General features: G+C 71.3%; 14 protein-coding genes. 11 read left to right on the top strand and 3 right to left on the bottom strand.

The window, feature by feature from the left end; all coding sequences use genetic code 11:
* Positions 1 to 3 precede the first annotated feature (3 nt).
* Positions 4 to 813 (bottom strand): SGNH/GDSL hydrolase family protein, encoded by an 810-nt coding sequence (locus ACZ4UU_RS22465; RefSeq protein WP_471905168.1) that lies wholly within the window; start codon positions 811 to 813, stop codon positions 4 to 6.
* A gap of 317 nt (positions 814 to 1130) precedes the next feature.
* Here ACZ4UU_RS22465 and ACZ4UU_RS22460 point away from each other — a divergent pair, with 317 nt between their 5' ends.
* The 7 genes from ACZ4UU_RS22460 to ACZ4UU_RS22430 all read left to right on the top strand — a co-directional run bounded on the left by ACZ4UU_RS22460 (position 1131) and on the right by ACZ4UU_RS22430 (position 10887).
* A complete protein-coding gene (locus ACZ4UU_RS22460; RefSeq protein ID WP_471905167.1) occupies positions 1131 to 2339 on the top strand; it encodes a S8 family peptidase in 1209 nt (402 codons plus the stop codon).
* Between the two features lie 150 nt (positions 2340 to 2489).
* On the top strand, positions 2490 to 2915 hold the full coding sequence (locus ACZ4UU_RS22455) for a hypothetical protein (RefSeq protein ID WP_471905166.1): 426 nt from the start codon (positions 2490 to 2492) through the stop codon (positions 2913 to 2915).
* A gap of 1 nt (position 2916) precedes the next feature.
* Entirely contained in the window at positions 2917 to 4014 is a 1098-nt protein-coding gene (locus ACZ4UU_RS22450; RefSeq protein WP_471905165.1) for a GNAT family N-acetyltransferase, read from the top strand.
* A 391-nt stretch (positions 4015 to 4405) separates the two neighbouring features.
* On the top strand, positions 4406 to 5227 hold the full coding sequence (locus tag ACZ4UU_RS22445) for a glycosyltransferase family 2 protein (protein ID WP_471905164.1): 822 nt from the start codon (positions 4406 to 4408) through the stop codon (positions 5225 to 5227).
* The gene (locus ACZ4UU_RS22440) at positions 5224 to 6258 is read left to right on the top strand and encodes a glycosyltransferase family 2 protein (RefSeq protein ID WP_471905163.1); all 1035 of its coding nucleotides are present in this window, start codon (positions 5224 to 5226) and stop codon (positions 6256 to 6258) included. Before ACZ4UU_RS22445 ends, ACZ4UU_RS22440 begins: the two co-directional genes overlap by 4 nt.
* Positions 6255 to 7055: a polysaccharide deacetylase family protein gene (locus ACZ4UU_RS22435; RefSeq protein WP_471905162.1), complete on the top strand. Its 801-nt coding sequence runs from the start codon at positions 6255 to 6257 to the stop codon at positions 7053 to 7055. The genes ACZ4UU_RS22440 and ACZ4UU_RS22435 overlap by 4 nt, the downstream gene beginning before the upstream one ends.
* The gene (locus tag ACZ4UU_RS22430; RefSeq protein ID WP_471905161.1) at positions 7048 to 10887 is read left to right on the top strand and encodes a lipopolysaccharide biosynthesis protein; all 3840 of its coding nucleotides are present in this window, start codon (positions 7048 to 7050) and stop codon (positions 10885 to 10887) included. The genes ACZ4UU_RS22435 and ACZ4UU_RS22430 overlap by 8 nt, the downstream gene beginning before the upstream one ends.
* An 18-nt stretch (positions 10888 to 10905) precedes the next feature.
* Here ACZ4UU_RS22430 and ACZ4UU_RS22425 read toward each other — a convergent pair whose 3' ends face one another.
* Positions 10906 to 12318, bottom strand: coding sequence for a GH39 family glycosyl hydrolase (locus ACZ4UU_RS22425; RefSeq protein ID WP_471905160.1), 1413 nt, complete (start codon positions 12316 to 12318; stop codon positions 10906 to 10908).
* 119 nt (positions 12319 to 12437) lie between these two features.
* Between ACZ4UU_RS22425 and ACZ4UU_RS22420 the strand changes: the two genes are divergently transcribed.
* Both ACZ4UU_RS22420 and ACZ4UU_RS22415 read left to right on the top strand, forming a co-directional pair.
* The gene (locus ACZ4UU_RS22420) at positions 12438 to 13532 is read left to right on the top strand and encodes a DUF5925 domain-containing protein (RefSeq protein ID WP_471905159.1); all 1095 of its coding nucleotides are present in this window, start codon (positions 12438 to 12440) and stop codon (positions 13530 to 13532) included.
* 16 nt (positions 13533 to 13548) lie between these two features.
* The gene (locus tag ACZ4UU_RS22415) at positions 13549 to 14331 is read left to right on the top strand and encodes a DUF72 domain-containing protein (protein WP_471905158.1); all 783 of its coding nucleotides are present in this window, start codon (positions 13549 to 13551) and stop codon (positions 14329 to 14331) included.
* On the opposite strand, the gene ACZ4UU_RS22410 is transcribed toward ACZ4UU_RS22415, so the two are convergent.
* Positions 14332 to 14700 carry a GntR family transcriptional regulator gene (locus ACZ4UU_RS22410; protein ID WP_471905157.1) on the bottom strand — a complete coding sequence of 123 codons (369 nt, stop codon included), beginning with the start codon at positions 14698 to 14700 and terminating at the stop codon, positions 14332 to 14334.
* Positions 14701 to 14770: 70 nt separating this feature from the next.
* Between ACZ4UU_RS22410 and ACZ4UU_RS22405 the strand changes: the two genes are divergently transcribed.
* The gene (locus tag ACZ4UU_RS22405) at positions 14771 to 15700 is read left to right on the top strand and encodes a GNAT family N-acetyltransferase (RefSeq protein ID WP_471905156.1); all 930 of its coding nucleotides are present in this window, start codon (positions 14771 to 14773) and stop codon (positions 15698 to 15700) included.
* A complete protein-coding gene (locus tag ACZ4UU_RS22400) occupies positions 15681 to 16181 on the top strand; it encodes a ribonuclease FAU-1 family protein (protein ID WP_471905155.1) in 501 nt (166 codons plus the stop codon). Before ACZ4UU_RS22405 ends, ACZ4UU_RS22400 begins: the two co-directional genes overlap by 20 nt.

Below are 16181 nucleotides of genomic sequence, written 5' to 3'. Positions count from 1 at the left end.
GCGTCAGGCCGCGCTGTCGAGCACCGGCAGATATCCACCCGACTGGCCCGCGGCCGTCGGGTGGTACGACTCCGGGATGTTGAGCCAGTTCACAGCGTGCATCCACGCGCTGCCGGAGCACAGTTCGTGCCCGGTGAAGGCGGGGCGTACGTCGGCGAAGGTGAAGCCGTGGTCCAGGGCGCGCTTCTCGATCGCGGCGTCGATGTGGTCGGCGGCGTCGTTGAGTGCCCTGCGCTTGGTCTCGGAGAGGCCGATGCAGCCCGACACGCCCAGCTTGTAGAAGCGGGGGTAGCCGAGGACGACCACATGGGCGGACGGGGCCTTGGTGCGGATGGCCGTGTAGACGCTGTCGAGCCTGCCGGGGAGCGTCGAGTCGACGAACGCCTTCGCGGTGTTGATGCGGCCCACGCAGGCGCTGTCGCCCTGGAGCACACAGGTCGTCATGATGTCGGCGAATCCGGCGTCGTTGCCGCCGATCGAGATGGACACGAGTGCGGTGGCGGGGCTGAGCGGGGCGAGCTGACCGGCGGTGACATCACCCGTTTGAGCGCCCGAGCAAGCCGTGAAGTCGAAGGACGAGGGTGAGTTCGCGGCGGCCCAGAGGTACGGGTACGCCTTCGTGCTGCGCTTGCAGTCGCCGCTGGCGCCGATGTAGCTGCCCGCGCCGAGGCCGGAGGAGTAGGAGTCGCCGAGGGCCACATAGCCGCCGATCGCGGCGGTGTCGGCGGCCTGCGCGCTGGCTGCCCCGGTGAGGGCGGTGCCGACGGCGAGGAGGAGTGAGGCGATGTATACGGAAAGTCGGGAACGTCTCATGGAACCTCCCTATAGCAGGATCTCTGCCATAACCGTCGTACCAACTACGCGTGTTGACGGGAAGTGTCCATGCCAAGACTTTTCCCCTCATCGCGGCACCCGTCCTGCGGGTTCGCCATGGGTTTGATTTCGCGTTCATGACAAGGTTGTTGACAGGTCGTCAACTCCCTTGTCCGTCACGGCAGGACCACAGATCCTTTACCTCGGCCCGAGAACGGGAACGCGACGTTCCAGGTCGTGCCTGCGACCCCACGCACGCACCCCCCACATGTGCGCGCACCACCCATGCGCACCGCCTTGAGGAGGACTCCCTCGTAATGGCACAACTGCGTAGCAACAAGTTCCGGTTCGCCGCGATAACCAGCCTGGCGACCGCCGCCCTCGTCGGCGGACTCACCTCCCTGCCCGCCCAGGCCGCCCCGGCCGAGGGCAAGGTCCTGGCCGCCGGCTCCCCCACGGCCGTCAAGGACAGCTACATCGTCACGCTCAAGAAGACCGCGGGCCTGAAGGCCGCCTCCAGCGCGGGCAAGGGCCTGATCAAGGAGTACGGCGGGTCGGTGAACAGGACGTTCGGCGCCGCACTGAACGGCTACTCCGCCACCCTCTCCGCGGCCGAGGCCAAGAGACTCGCCGCCGACCCGTCGGTGGCGTCCGTCGAGCAGAACCAGACGGTCCACCTGGCCGACAGCACCCAGTCCAGCGCGCCCTGGGGCCTGGACCGCATCGACCAGGCCGCGCTTCCGCTTTCCGGCACCTACACCTATCCGGACAGCGCGGGCAGCGGTGTGACGGCGTATGTCATCGACACCGGTGTGCGCATCACCCACCAGCAGATCAGCGGCCGTGCCTCCTACGGCTACGACGCCGTCGACGGCGACACCACCGCCTCCGACGGCAACGGCCACGGCACCCATGTGGCCACCACCATCGCCGGCACCACGTACGGCGTGGCCAAGAAGGCGAACATCGTCGCGGTCCGGGTGCTCGACAACAGCGGCTCCGGCACCACGGCGGGCGTGATCGCGGGCATCGACTGGGTGACCGCCAACCACTCCGGTCCCTCGGTCGCCAACATGTCGCTCGGCGGCGGCGCCTCCACCTCGCTGGACACGGCTGTGCGCAACTCCATCGCGAGCGGCGTGACCTACGCCATCGCGGCGGGCAACAGCAGCGCCAACGCCTCCTCGTACTCTCCGGCCCGCGTCACGGAGGGCATCACCGTCGGCGCCACCACCAGCTCCGACGCCCGGGCCGGCTACTCCAACTACGGCTCGGTCCTGGACATCTTCGCCCCCGGCTCCTCGATCACGGCGGGCTGGTACACCAGCGACACCGCGACCAACACCATCTCCGGTACGTCGATGGCGACCCCGCACGTCGCGGGCGCGGCCGCCGTCTACCTGGCGAACCACTCCTCGGCCACCCCGGCCGCGGTCGCCTCGGCCCTGACGAGCGGCGCCACCGCGAACGTGGTCACCAGCCCCGGCAGCGGTTCGCCCAACCGGCTGCTGAAGCTCGTTCCGTAACCCCGCAGCGCACGATGTGAACCCCACTGTTCCCCGGAGACGCCCGCCGTCTCCGGGGAACGCCCTGTTCCGGGGGACGTCTTGACGGCCACCACGGAGCTGAGCCACATTGAAGCCCGGCATCCGGCGCGTCGGGGGGCAAAGTCGCCAATGCAGACCATAGGTAACAAGACAGCTGCGTCCGAGGACGCCGAGCGTGCGCGGCCAGGGCCGGGGAGGGACCTGACGCCGCTGCTCGCGGGCGCCGCGACGGCTGTGGGGGGACTCGGCGCGGTGCTCGCGCTGGTCGATTCTGGCTCGCCGCTGCGTGGGCCGTTCACGCTGTTCTTCCTGCTCGCGATGCCGGCCGGGGCGATCGCCGCCGCGCTGCGCGGGCTGGATCCCTTCGGCCGGACCGTGGCCGCCGTGGCGGGCGCGGTCGTCGTCGACATGCTGGTGGCCCAGGGCATGCTGGCCGTGCACCGGTGGTCGGTGCTCGGCGGGATCGCGGCCGTGACCGCGATCAGCGCCCTCATTCTCCTGCTGGCTGTGGTACGGCGGCTGCGCGGCCGTACGTCGAGAAGGCGGACTGACTGACGTGGACATCAGCGTGTACCGCCCCGGCGAGCTGAGCTCCGCCGACCGGGCGGCCTGGACCTCTTTGCAGTCCAAGGCCCATCTGCAGGGTTCGCCCGAGCTGGGCAACCCGTTCCTCTCGCCCGAGTTCGCGCTCGCGATCGGCCGCTGCCGGCGCGGGGTGCGGATCGCGGTCGTCCGGGAGCGCGGCGAGCCGGCCGCGTTCTTCCCGTTCCAGCGCACGGCGGCCGGTGTCGGCCGGGCCATCGGTCTCGGCGTCTCGGACGCCCAGGGCGTCGTGCACCGGCCCGGGTTCACCTGGGACGCGCGGGAGCTGCTGAAGGCGTGCGGGCTCGCCGTATGGGAGTTCGACCACCTGGTGGAGGGCCAGGCGGCGTTCGAGGCGGAGGCCTCCGGCAGGTTCCCGTCCCCGGTCATGGACGTCGACCAGGGCTACGAGGCGTACCTGGGCCAACTGCGGGAGCGGTCACCGAAGTTCACGCGGACGACGCTGGCCAAGGAGCGCAAGCTGGGCCGGGACCACGAGGGCGTGCGGTATGTGCACGACGAGCGTGATCCGGCGGCCCTGCGCACGCTGATGGCGTGGAAGTCCGCGCAGTACCGCAGGACCGGCCGCAGCGACCGGTTCGCGCAGGAGTGGATCACGCGGCTGGTGGAGCAGCTGTTCCACACCCGCTCGGAGCCGTTCGCGGGGATCCTGTCGGTGCTGTACGCGGGCGGCAAGCCGATCGCCGCGCACTTCGGGCTGCGCGGCGAGCGGGTGCTGGCGTGCTGGTTCCCGGCCTACGACCCGGCGTTCTCGAAGTACTCGCCCGGTCTGGTACTGCATCTGCGGATGGCCGAGGCGGCCGCCGCCGACGGCATCGCCTACCTGGACCTCGGCCGGGGCCAGAAGGAGTACAAGGACTCCCTGAAGACACGTGAGCTGACGGTGTCGGAGGGGTGGGTGACCCGGCGTCACCCGGTCGCGTTCGGACACCGGGCACGGCGTGCCCCGGTCCGGGCGCTGCGCAACACCGTGCAGGCACGGCCGGAGCTGTTCGAACCGGCGGATCGCCTCCTCAAGAGCATGGGGAAGATCCGTTCGGGACGTCGGTGACGGCCGGTGCAAGACGGCCGGTTACGGCCAAACCAACAAAAACGTGAGAGCTCGTTCCAGCTCTTGCCATACAGGCTCAATCATCAATACCGTCGTACATCTCACTCGCATCGGACTGTCAGTATGCGGCTCTAGGGGAGGGCTCAAGACCGCGACAGTCCCGGCGCGGGGCGCGGTAGGGGGGTGCTCGGTGACGGTGTCCGCACTTGTGACCGAGTCGTGCCGCGCGACCGGCTGCCGATTACCGGTGGCCGGCCAGACATGCCAGCTCACCACGCGTGCACGGAGATCCATCCGGCCGTGCCGTACGTGAGAAACCCCCCTTTCGAACCGGACACAACACCGGGCCGCCCAGGGGCGGGCGGTCCACCGGACGAGAGGGACCAGACTCATGAGCTCTGTTCTGCCCCCGGCGGTCGCGGACCAAGGTCCGTCCACAGCCGGCAAGTACCGGCCCGTCTCCTCGCACCTGGCCATCGCGCCACCGGTCAGCGTGGTGATCCCGGCCATGAACGAGGCGGAGAACCTTCCGTACGTCTTCAAGACACTTCCGGACTGGATACACGAAGTGGTCCTGGTGGACGGCAACTCCACCGACGACACCGTCGAAGTCGCCCGTGAGCTGTGGCCGGACGTCAAGGTCGTGCGCCAGCGCGGGAAGGGCAAGGGGGATGCCCTGACCACCGGGTTCGCCGCGGCCACCGGCGACATCATCGTGATGGTCGACGCGGACGGCTCGGCCGACGGCAACGAGATCCTGTCGTACGTCTCCGCCCTGGTCTCGGGCGCGGACTTCGCCAAGGGGTCCCGCTTCGCCAACGGCGGCGGCACCGACGACATGACCTTCATCCGCAAGCTGGGCAACTGGGCGCTGTGCACGGCCGTCAACCGTAAGTTCGGCGCCCGCTACACCGATCTCTGCTACGGATACAACGCGTTCTGGCGGCACTGCCTGGACAAGATCGAGCTCGACTGCACCGGCTTCGAGGTGGAGACCCTGATGAACATCCGGGTCGTCAAGGCGGGGCTGAAGGTGCAGGAGATCCCGAGCCACGAGTACCTCCGCATCCACGGCACGAGCAATCTGCGGGCCGTGCGGGACGGGCTGCGGGTGCTCAAGGTGATCCTCCAGGAGCGCTCCAACCGGCGTGCCCTGCGCAGCCGGAGCCACCACTCCCCCATGCTCGACTCGGTGCGGGGAGAGGTGTCTTGAGCGGTCCCGACATCTCCGTCGTGATCTGCGTGTACACCGAGGACCGCTGGGAGGACATCCTCGCGGCGGTCTCCTCGGTGCGGGCGCAGACGTATCCGGCCCTGGAGACGCTGCTGGTCGTCGACCACAACGAGGCGCTCCTGGACCGGCTGACCAAGGAGTACAAGGAGTCCGGGGAAGGCGGGGGCGAGGTGCGGGTGCTGGCCAACGCCGGGCCCCGTGGGCTGTCCGCCGGGCGCAACACCGGGATCGCGGCCTCCTACGGCGAGGTGATCGCGTTCCTCGACGACGACGCCGTGGCCGAGCGGGACTGGCTGAGGCACTTCGCGGCCGGGTACGCCGACCCGAGCGTCATGGCCGTCGGCGGGCGCACCGAGCCGATCTGGGCGTCGGGGCGCCGGCCGGCCTGGTTCCCGGAGGAGTTCGACTGGGTGGTGGGCTGCACCTACCGTGGCCTACCGCGCGGCCGGGTGAAGGTGCGCAACGTCCTCGGTGGCAACGCCTCCTTCCGGCGTACGGCGTTCGACTTCGCGGGCGGGTTCGCCACCGGCATCGGGCGCGACGGCGACCGGCTGCCGCTGGGCGGCGAGGAGACGGAGCTGTGCATCCGGCTCACGCGGGCCCGGCCCGACGCCGTCCTGCTGATCGACGACCGTGCGGTGATCCACCACCGGGTGCCCGGACCGCGCGAACACTTCCGGTACTTCCGCACGCGGACGTACGCCGAGGGTCTCTCCAAGGCGCTGGTGGCCCGAAGTGTGGGCGCGGACAAGGGACTTGAGTCCGAGCGCCGGTACACCACCCGGGTGCTGCCGGCCGGGGTGGCGCGCGGGTTGCGGGACGCCGTGCTGGCCCGGCCGGGCGGCGCGGGGCGCGCCGGCGCGATCGTCGCGGGGGTGCTGACGGCGGCCGGTGGGTACGTCGTGGGGAGTGTCCGGGCGCGCCGGGGCGGGGTCACGTACTCGGTGGTGGGGATCGAAGGGGAAGCCGGCGCCGAGGGGGAGGCCGGTATCGAGGGGGGCGGCAGATGACCGACGGGCGCGTACCGATCCTCATGTACCACGCCGTCTCCACCTCGCCGAACGACGCCACCCGCGAGCTGTCGGTGGCGCCGGAGGCGTTCGCGGAACAGATGGCGCTGATCGCCGACCTGGGCCTCACACCCGTGCGGACGGCGGATCTCGCGGCGCGGTGGCGCTCGGGCAGGCCGCTGCCCGAACGGCCGGTGCTGATCACCTTCGACGACGGCTACGAAGGCGTGCACCGGCACGCCCTGCCCGTGCTGGCCAAGCACGGCTTCCCGGCCACGCTGTTCGTCTCCACGGGCTGGCTGAGGGGCCCGCACGACACCGGCGGCGGCCTGGACGCCATGCTCGACTGGGACCAGGTGCGCGAACTCGCCGAGGCGGAAGTCGAGATCGGCGGCCACAGCCACACGCATCCCCAGCTCGACCAGCTCCCGGACGACAGGCTGCGCTCCGAGCTGATCCTGTGCAAGGAGATCATCAGCGACGAACTCGGCACCGTCCCGGCGTCGTTCGCCTACCCGTACGGATACTCCAGCCGCCGGGTGCGCGAGGCGGTGCACGAGACCGGGTACGCCCAGGCACTCGCCGTCAACAACGGCCTCGCGCGGCGCCGGCAGGGGCCGTACGCCCTCACCCGGCTGACCGTGCGCCGCACCACCGGTGTCGAGGAGTTCGGGCGGATGGTCGAGGGCCGTGCCATCGCCCGCACCTTCGCCAGGGACCGCGCCCTCACCAAGGGGTACGCCGTGGTCCGCAGAGCACGACAGGTCCGCCGGAAGGCCATCCGTTCCCGTGTCTGACACGACGACCACGACCGAGCCCGCATCGACCGCCGCCACGGCGCCCGAGCAGTCGGGGCGCCGCCTTCGCCTGCCCGGCCTGGGCGGGTCCTCCGGGGGCAGCCAGCTGTTCCGCAACGCCTACGCCCTGATGATCAACACGGGTGTCTCCGCCGTGCTGGGGCTCGGTTTCTGGCTGGCCGCCGCCCGCTACTACTCCGAGTCCGCGGTGGGTCAGGGGTCCGCCGCGATCGCCGCGATGAAGTTCCTCGCGGGTCTGACGGCGGTGACCCTGACGGGGGCGCTGGCCCGGTTCATCCCGGTCGCGGGCCGTGCGAGCGGCCGTCTGATCTTCCGGACGTACGCGGGCAGTTGCGTCGTGGTGGCACTGGCGGCCGGCGCCTTCCTGCTGACGCTGGACCTGTGGGGGCCGTCGTACCGGTTCCTGAACGGGGCGGCGGGCGGACTCTTCTTCGTCGTGGCCGTCATCGCCTGGAATCTGCTCACCCTGCAGGACGGTGTGCTGACGGGGCTGCGCAGCGCGGTGTGGGTGCCGGTCGGCAACACCGTGTTCTCGGCGGTGAAGCTGGGTCTGCTGGTGGCCTTCGCGGTGGCGATCCCCACCGCCGGGGTCTTCGTGTCGTGGGTCGCGGCCATCGCGGTGTCGGTGCTGCCGCTGGGCTGGCTGGTGTTCCGGCGGCTGGTGCCCCGCCATGTGGCGGCCACCGAGGAGCACGCCCGTCCGCCGTCGCTGCGGGAGATCGGCCGGTTCCTGGCGGGCGACTACACCGGCTCGCTGTTCTCCCTCGCCGTGGTCTATCTGATCCCGGTGATCGTGGCCGCGCGGGTGTCCGCCGAGGACAACGCGTACTTCTACATCACGGCCACGATCGGCGGCACGGTCAATCTGCTCGCCATCAACATGGGCGCCTCCCTCACGGTCGAGGGCTCGCACGACCCGAGGCGGCTGGCCGCCAACACCCGGGCCGCGCTGCGGCGCATGGCGCGGATCATGGTGCCGGTCGCCGCGGTCCTGTTCTTCGGAGCGCCCTGGATCCTGGGCGTCTTCGGCCAGGGCTACGCGGACGCGGCGACCCCGCTGCTGCGCTGGTTCGCGGTCGGGGCGCTGCTGCGGGTCGTCATGGAGACGTACTTCGCGGTCCTGCGCGCGCAGAGCCGCACCGCCGGACTGGCGTGGCTGCAGGGCCTGCTGTGCGCGTCGGTGCTGGGTCTGACGCTGGTGCTGCTCCCCCGTATGGGCCTGACCGGCGCCGGTGTCGCCGAGATCGTCTCGCTCTCCGTGATCGTCGCCATCGCCGCGCCCAAGCTGTACCGGATCGCGCGGGCGTCCTCGGCCGAGGTCCCCGAGGACGCGGCACCCGACGGTGACCTCGCCGACCTGGGGGCTCGCGACGTGCCCGGGGCGCGCAGGCGGGGGCCCGGGTGGGCGCTCGACACCGACACCCTCGCGCTCGGCATCCACGTCGACTTCGACCACCTGGAACGCCGGCCCGACGTCCGCCCGGGACCGGGAACGCCGCCCACGGGCACCCCGCCGGTCCGCCCGGACCACCGGCCGGCCTGGGCCCGCAAGCCGGAGGTCGGGCTGCCGGTCGAGGAGCGTGCGCCGGGTTCGGAGGTGTCGCTGGGGCCGGCCGAGGTGGACGCGCCGTTCGAGGACGCGTTCAACGCCGGCAAGGTCGAGGAGAGTGCCGGACCGGAGGAGCGCGAGGAGGCTGCCGTACGGCAGGAGACCGCCGTACGGGAAGAGCCGCCGATGCCCGACGAAGAGCCTGTACGGCAGCCGGACGCGTCGTTGCCGACCTGGCGTGAGCGGCTGCTGCCCACCCGTCTCGGGGTCGTCCTCGGCTGTCTGCTGATCGCCGCGCTGCTGCTGTACTGGGTGCCCGCGCTGCGGCTCGGCGAGGCCGACCTGGACGGTATGGGCGGGCTCGGGCTGATCTCCGTGCTGCCGCTGCCGACGCTGGTCGGGGCCGCGCTGCTGGCGGTGGTGTTCGCCTCACTGCTGTGGCTGGGCCGGGAGCACCGGGCGTTGCTGCTGGTCACCCTGCTGGCGACGGTGGTGTCGCTGCACGCCCTGCCCGCGCTGATCGAGGTCGAGCCGCGGTTCGCGACGGCCTGGCAGCACCTCGGCTTCCTCGACTACATCGACCGCACCGGGTCGGCCGTGCCCGATCTGGACGCGCGCTGGAGCTGGCCGGGTTTCTTCGCGGTGGCCGCCTTCTTCGCCAAGGCGTGCGGGGTCGGTGACCTCACCGAGGTCATCCGCTGGTGGCCGCTGGCCGTGCAACTGCTGTACCTGGTGCCGATGTTCCTGCTGGTGCGCTCGATGCGGGCGAGCTGGCGGGCCAAGTGGACCGGTCTCTGGGTGTTCGTGCTCAGCGGCTGGGTGGGCCAGGACTACTTCTCGCCGCAGGGCTTCACATATCTGCTGTATCTCGCCTTCGCCGCGATCCTGCTGGTCTGGTTCCGGGCGCCGCACGTGATCTGGACGAAGCGGCGGCCGGGCGAGGTCGAGGTGGAGCCGGCGAACCGGCGGCAGCAGGCCGTGCTGCTCGCGGTCGTCATCGGGCTGTTCGCGGCGAGTGTCCCGGCCCACCAGCTCACGCCGTTCGTGATGCTGGGCGTGCTGACCGGGCTCGTGCTGATCGGCAAGTCCGAACTGCGCGGCCTGCCGATCCTGTTCGGCGTCATGGTGACGGTCTGGATCGGCTTCATGGCCGAGCCGTACTGGTCCGGGCACTTCGACGAACTCTTCGGCGGGGTCGGCGGCGTCGGCGGCAACGTGTCCTCGTCCGTCTCCGGCCGGATCGAGGGCGGCAGCTCCACCCACAAGCTCGTGCTGTACGTGCGGGTGCTGCTGGCCGGCGGTGTGATGGCCTTCGCCTGCTGGGGCTGGTGGCGCCGGCGCTTCCACCACTACCGGGAGCGCTCGCTGCTCGTCCTCACCTTCGTGCCGTTCCTGGGCTTCGGCATGCAGTCGTACGGCGGTGAGATGGCGCTGCGCGTCTTCATGTTCGCCCTGCCCGGCGCGGCGCTGCTCACCGGTCTGGCCTTCTTCCCGCGCACCGGCGTCACCGCGAAGGAGCGCGAGAAGGACCGGGTGAGCCTCGCCCCGCTGGCCGCGCTGATGGCGGGCCTGGTGCTGATGGGCGGCTTCCTGGTGGCCCGGTGGGGCAACGAGCCGTTCGAGCGGATCCGGCCCGGCGAGGTCGCGGCCATGGAGTTCGTGTACGCCCATGACGATCCGACCGTGCGGCTGCTGTGGCTGAGCGACGACCCGGTCAACGTGGTGACGCCGTCGATGCCGTGGGGCGCGAAGGACATGGAGAAGGTGGAGTACCTGCCGACGCTGGCGCCCGCCGACCCCGTGCTGGTGTCGGGGCTGGTCAAGTCGCTGAAGGACGCGGGCCCGAACTCGTATCTGATGATCAACCGGGGTCAGGTCGCCTACCTCCGGATGGACGTGGGCTATTCGGCGACGTGGGAGTCCCGGCTGATCCGGCATCTGGACGAGCGGCAGGAGCTGAGGAAGGTCTTCGCCAACGCCGACGTGACGATGTACGCGCTGGGCAAGCAGCCGGCGGGCGAGGTGCCGAAGGCCGATCCCGGGCCGATCGGGCCGCAGGTGACCTGGACACCGTGGTCGGTGGTCGGGGGGCTCGCGGCGCTCGCGCTGATCGTGCTGCTGGCGGCCCGCGAGATCGTCCGGGTGGCGATGGCGCCGAGCGTGCGGCAGCTGCGCTGGTTGCAGAGCAGCTTCTGGTTCTCGCTGCCGCTGCTGGCGGTGCTGCTGGCTTCGCTGGTGCAGCGGTTCCTGACGATCAAGTAGCGGAGTGGGGCGGGTGGCTCAGCGTTCGAGCCACCTGACCTCATAGGCCTGCAGCTCGACCTTCTCGCCGTCGATCTTCGCGCTGGTCTGCCGGTCGAGGGTGTTCACGGCGAGGATCACGTGGTTCGTGGCCAGGACCCGGACGTCGGGCTTGTCGACGGACACCGGCCGGTGCTCGGTGCCCGGCCGGAACTCCTTGCTGAAGCGCGCGACCAGGTCGTACATCGGCAGCTTCGCACCGCCGCCCGCGGTGTCGGTCGGCGTCCACAGGCAGCCGGCGCACTCGGTGCCCTTCTCCTCCTGCGGGTTCCAGTAGAAGCCGGAGGTGGCGCCCCCCTTGGCCAGCGCGATCATCCCGGCGGCCTGGACGGCACCGCGACGGGCCTCGGACCAGCCCTTGCGGTCGTCGTTGCCGTCGGCGGGCTCGACGTAGTACTCGGCCCACCACAGCGGCAGATCGCCCGTCTGCTTCCGCACCCACTGACCGACGGCCGTGAACTTGTCGGTGGCCGTGAACTCGTCGGGCAGCAGCTCGTCGTCACGGGTGTAGCTGGAGCCGTCCACGACGACGAAGTCGGCGCCCGCCTTGTGCTCGTTCCAGTACGCGAAGGCATCGACGGTGCGCTGGTCCAGGGCGCCCCAGGGGCCGGTGAGGGCCTTCGAAGCCTCCTCCGCGCGCGGGTCGACGCTGTCCATCACGAGATACGGCCCGCCGACCATGATGTCGGGGTTGACCTTCTTCAGCGCCCGGTAGACCAGGTTGTACAGCTTCGTGTAGCCCTCGTGGTCCCAGCGGGCCTCGGCGTCGTTCCAGAAGCCCTTGAACTCGTTCCACACGATGAAGTGGCGTACGTCGGGATAGCGCTTGGCCACGGTCACGGCGAGCGCGGCGAAGTCGTCGAAGTGCTCGGGCTCGGGTGCCGTCTCCAGGGCGGCCTGGCTCCAGTTCGTGTTGTCGACGCCGGCCTTGCCGCCCTTCATCCAGTCGGGGGCGCAGCACAGGGTGACGACCGGGGTGCTGCCGGAGGCGCGGACGAAGTCGATCCGGCGGTCCATCGCCTCGAAGTCGTAGCGCCCCTCGACCGGTTCGGGGTTGTCGGCGCCCCAGCCCATGATGTGCTGGATCTGCGGCAGCCCTCCGGCGTCCGCGAGCCGCCCCTCGACGCGCTTCACGGCCGCGGCGGCGCCCTCGTCCGCGCTGTACTGGGTGTGGGTGAACCCCCAGCCGACCTCGGGGTTCGTGGCGTCCGGCGTGGCCGTCGGGCTGCCGTGCACCTTGTCGCCGTCGCGTGTGGTGCCCTCGGTGCTCGCGCCGTTCCCGGGAAGCGTGTTGAGCAGGGTCACCACCAGGGCCAGAGCGGCCACGCCCACACCGAGCAGCGCGGTGAGCCGCCACCGCCGTGCCCCCGAATTCCACCCATGACGTCCCATCAAGGACAACGGTATCGGGGGTGACGGCCGCTGGGGCAGGTTTCGTCACTCTGGGCCGCCCGCGGTACGCGCCGGGGAAACCGGGTGCACCGGGCCGCCCTGTGCCGGATCATGGCCGCATGTCTGCGAACCCACACGACGCTCTGCCGATCCGGCTCAACGTCGACGACAGCGACTCGCCGTCCGACGTCGTCGACGCGCTGTTCCTCGGCCGCTTCGCGACGGGCGAGCAGCCGTACTCGCACGCGGTGAACATCGACCGGGTGCGGTCCGGTGCGACGCTGCTGCCGCCGGGCGCCCGGGTGCTGCGTGCCGCCCGCGACGACGACCGCAGCGCGACACTGGCGGAGGGCGACGGCTGGACCCTGCTGATCTCCCGCTGGAACCGCGGCGCCGACGTCACCGTGACCGCGACCAGCGAGGAGCTGGCGGCGCGGGTGCTGGGCGAGGCGACGGACGGCGCGGCGGACGAGCCCGAACCGCAGCCGGAGAACGTGACCATGGGCTTCTGGTACGTCTCCCCCAGGCGCGGCCCGCACCGCACGACCCGGCAGATCTCGGCGGGCACCTGGGACGAGGTGCGGGCCAACTACACCGCGCCGGTGGCGGACGCGATGGACCGCCTGATGAAGACGACCCCTCAGGACATCGCGGGCCGGCTGCTCCTGCTGCACGGCCCGCCGGGCACCGGCAAGACGTCGGCTCTGCGGACGCTGGCCCGCTCCTGGCGGGACTGGTGCCAGGTCGACTGCGTCCTGGACCCCGAGCGGCTCTTCAGCGATGTCGGCTATCTGATGGACATCGCGATCGGCGAGGACGACTCGACGGGCAAGGGCCGCTGGCGGCTGCTGCTCCTGGAGGACTGCGACGAGCTGATCCGCGGCGAGGCGAAGCACACGGCGGGCCAGGCGCTGTCGCGCCTGCTCAACCTGACGGACGGACTGCTCGGGCAGGGCCGCAACGTCCTGGTCGGCGTCACCACCAACGAGGACCTGGAGCGCCTGCACCCCGCCGTCGTCCGGCCCGGGCGCTGTCTGGCCCGGATCGAGGTGGGGGCGCTGACCCGCCGGGAGGCGACGAACTGGCTGGGCACGGAGGAGGGCATCGGCCGCGAGGGCGCCACGCTGGCGGAGCTGTACGCGCTGCGGCGGGGCACGTCCCCGACGTCGCTGCCGGACCCGCGGGACGGGGCGGACGCGGGGCTGTATCTGTAGTGCTTTGATGGAGGGTATGACCCTGTTCGTCGGCACATCGGGGTGGCAGTACCGGGACTGGAAGGGCGTCCTGTACCCGGCCGACGTGCCCATGCGGCTCTGGCTCGAGGAGTACACGGAGCACTTCGCCACGGTCGAGATCAACAACGCCTTCTACCGCCTGCCGACGCGGGAGAACTTCGAGGCGTGGCGGGACCGGGTGCCGGGGGACTTCGTGGTCGCGGTGAAGGCGAGCCGGTATCTCACCCACATCAAGCGCCTCAAGGATCCCGAGGAGCCGGTGCACCGTCTGATGTCCCACGCCGAGGGGTTGGGTGACCGTCTGGGGCCCGTGCTGCTCCAGCTCCCGCCGACCCTGCGCGCCGACCCCGATCTCCTGGACGCCTGTCTGGCCTGCTTCCCGTCCGGCACGCGGGTCGCGGTCGAGCCCCGCCACGAGTCCTGGTGGACGGCCCGGACCCGTGAGGTTCTGGAGTCCCGGAGGGCCGCCCTGTGCTGGGCCGACGTCCAGGCCCGCCCGGTGACGCCCCTGTGGCGTACGGCGGACTGGGGCTACGTCCGCTTCCACGAGGGCCGCGCCCGCCCCTGGCCCGGCTACGGCCGGCGTTCGCTGGAGACCTGGGTCGACCGCATCGCGACCACCTGGTCCGACACCGAGGACATGTACGCGTACTTCAACAACGACCCCGGCGGGGCGGCGGTGCGGGACGCGGTGGTCCTCGGGAGGGCGGCGGCCCGAGCGGGTCTTGCCGTCACCCGTACGCCGGAGCTCGCGGCGCGCTCGAAGGCCGGGCGCTGACTACTCCCCGTACGCCGCCCGCAGGGCGTCCCCTACGGCCGCCGACGCCTCGGCCTCCGTGAGCCCGAGCCGCCGCGCCCGCTCCACGTAGGCCTGCGCGGCCGACGCCAGTTCACGCTCGGCGGCCGAACCGGCGGCCGCCACGAACGTGCCGTTGCGGCCCCGCGTCTCGATCACGCCGTCGCTCTCCAGCGCCCGGTACGCCTTGGCGACGGTGTTGGCCGCCAGCCCCAGCGACTCGGCCAGCCCGCGCACGGTCGGCAGCCGGTACCCCACCGGCAGCACCCCCGACCGCGCCTGCTCGGAGATCTGCGCCCGCACCTGCTCGTACGGCGCGGCACTGTCATCGATGTGGATCTTCAAGGTCACAGGGCGATTGTCCCGTACCGCAGGAAAATGAGAGGCACCCCGGCGGCTCCGCCTCATAGCGTGCGCGGTGATGACTATTACCGTGCGCCCGCTCCGCCCCGACGTGCGAGCCGATGCCGAGGGCTTCTCCCACGTCCGCCACCGCGCCCTCCCCTGCTACCTGATCACCCCGGAATCCGTTTCCTACGACGTCACCCACATGCACCCCGACGCCCACTACCAGCCGCTTCTCGCCGAGGAGAACGGCGAGGTGATCGGCACGGCGCAGGTCGGGCTCGTCCACGAGAGCCCGGAGCCCGGACAGGGCTACGTCAACGTGTACGTGCATCCGGAGCGCACGGGCCGGGGCGCCGGCTCGGCGCTGGTCCGGGCCGCCGAGCGGCATCTGGCCGCCGTGGGCGCGACCAGGCTGTTCGCCTGGGTCCTGGACGAGCCCGGCAACCGCGCCTTCGCCGAGGCGTGCGGCTACCGTGAGAGCCGCTCGGCGCACTTCCTGCGCCTGGACCTGGCGAACGGCACACTGCCCCCGCTCCGGAGCCTGCCACCGGGCGTGGAGCTGCGCACGGGCGCCGACTTCGCCGACGACCCGCATCCGCTGTTCGAGCTGGACGCGGAGACGCTGTCCGATGAACCGAGCGACATCGCCTACGAGTTCACCGACTACGAGGCCTGGCTCCAGGACACCTGGCAGCACCCCCTCTTCAGCCGCGAGCTGACGTCCGTCGTCCTGGTCGACGGCCGGCCCGCCGCCTTCAGCGCGGCCCGCACGGACAGCGGCACCCGGTACGGCACCGTCATGACCGGTACGGCGCGCGCCTTCCGCGGCCGCGGCCTGGCCAAGCTGGCGAAGAACGACTCCCTGCACCGCGCCCGCGCTTCGGGGTACACGGAGGCGTTCACGGGCAACGACACCGGCAACGGGCCCATGCTCGCGATCAACAAGTGGTTCGGCTACGAGATCTGCGCGACGGAGGTGCGCCATGTCCGTGAACTCGACTGACCAGGGACGTCTGCTGGACGTCGTCCTGGTCAAGGCCGGCCGTACAAAGATCCGTTACGCGGCCGAGCTGCTCTCCGACGACGGCACCCGGATCGCCGTCCGCGCGCCCTGGGCCGGCACCGGGGTCCGCGACTTCGGCTTCGTCCGCTTCGAGCCGGGCGACGTCTTCACCGAGTACTACTGGCGGGACCGCTGGTACGCGGTGAAGGAGGTCCGCGCCGCCACGGGGGCCCTCAAGGGCTGGTACTGCGACGTCACCCGCCCGGCGACGCTGTCCGGCGCCGAGCTGGTCGTCGAGGATCTCGACCTGGACCTGTGGTGCTCCGCCGACGGCACGGACGTACGCCGCCTGGACGAGGACGAGTTCGCCGAGAGCGGCCTCGAACGGACCGACCCGAAGGCCGCCGCGGCCGCCGTGGCGGCGCTGGACGCCCTGGAGGACCTGGCCCGCGGCACCGGCCTCGGCGCGCTCATGGCCTAG

This window comes from Streptomyces sp. NPDC028907 (assembly GCF_055564995.1).
This window is presented reverse-complemented; position numbering and strand designations above follow the sequence as displayed.

What these genes read in the sequence shown, in the direction of transcription:
- ACZ4UU_RS22455 (WP_471905166.1), top strand. Translation starts at nt 2,490, where the DNA reads ATGCAGACCATAGGTAACAAGACAGCTGCGTCCGAGGACGCCGAGCGT.
- ACZ4UU_RS22465 (WP_471905168.1), bottom strand. Translation starts at nt 813, where the DNA reads ATGAGACGTTCCCGACTTTCCGTATACATCGCCTCACTCCTCCTCGCC.
- ACZ4UU_RS22435 (WP_471905162.1), top strand. Translation starts at nt 6,255, where the DNA reads ATGACCGACGGGCGCGTACCGATCCTCATGTACCACGCCGTCTCCACC.
- ACZ4UU_RS22445 (WP_471905164.1), top strand. Translation starts at nt 4,406, where the DNA reads ATGAGCTCTGTTCTGCCCCCGGCGGTCGCGGACCAAGGTCCGTCCACA.
- ACZ4UU_RS22460 (WP_471905167.1), top strand. Translation starts at nt 1,131, where the DNA reads ATGGCACAACTGCGTAGCAACAAGTTCCGGTTCGCCGCGATAACCAGC.
- ACZ4UU_RS22405 (WP_471905156.1), top strand. Translation starts at nt 14,771, where the DNA reads ATGACTATTACCGTGCGCCCGCTCCGCCCCGACGTGCGAGCCGATGCC.
- ACZ4UU_RS22400 (WP_471905155.1), top strand. Translation starts at nt 15,681, where the DNA reads ATGTCCGTGAACTCGACTGACCAGGGACGTCTGCTGGACGTCGTCCTG.
- ACZ4UU_RS22415 (WP_471905158.1), top strand. Translation starts at nt 13,549, where the DNA reads ATGACCCTGTTCGTCGGCACATCGGGGTGGCAGTACCGGGACTGGAAG.
- ACZ4UU_RS22425 (WP_471905160.1), bottom strand. Translation starts at nt 12,318, where the DNA reads ATGGGACGTCATGGGTGGAATTCGGGGGCACGGCGGTGGCGGCTCACC.
- ACZ4UU_RS22420 (WP_471905159.1), top strand. Translation starts at nt 12,438, where the DNA reads ATGTCTGCGAACCCACACGACGCTCTGCCGATCCGGCTCAACGTCGAC.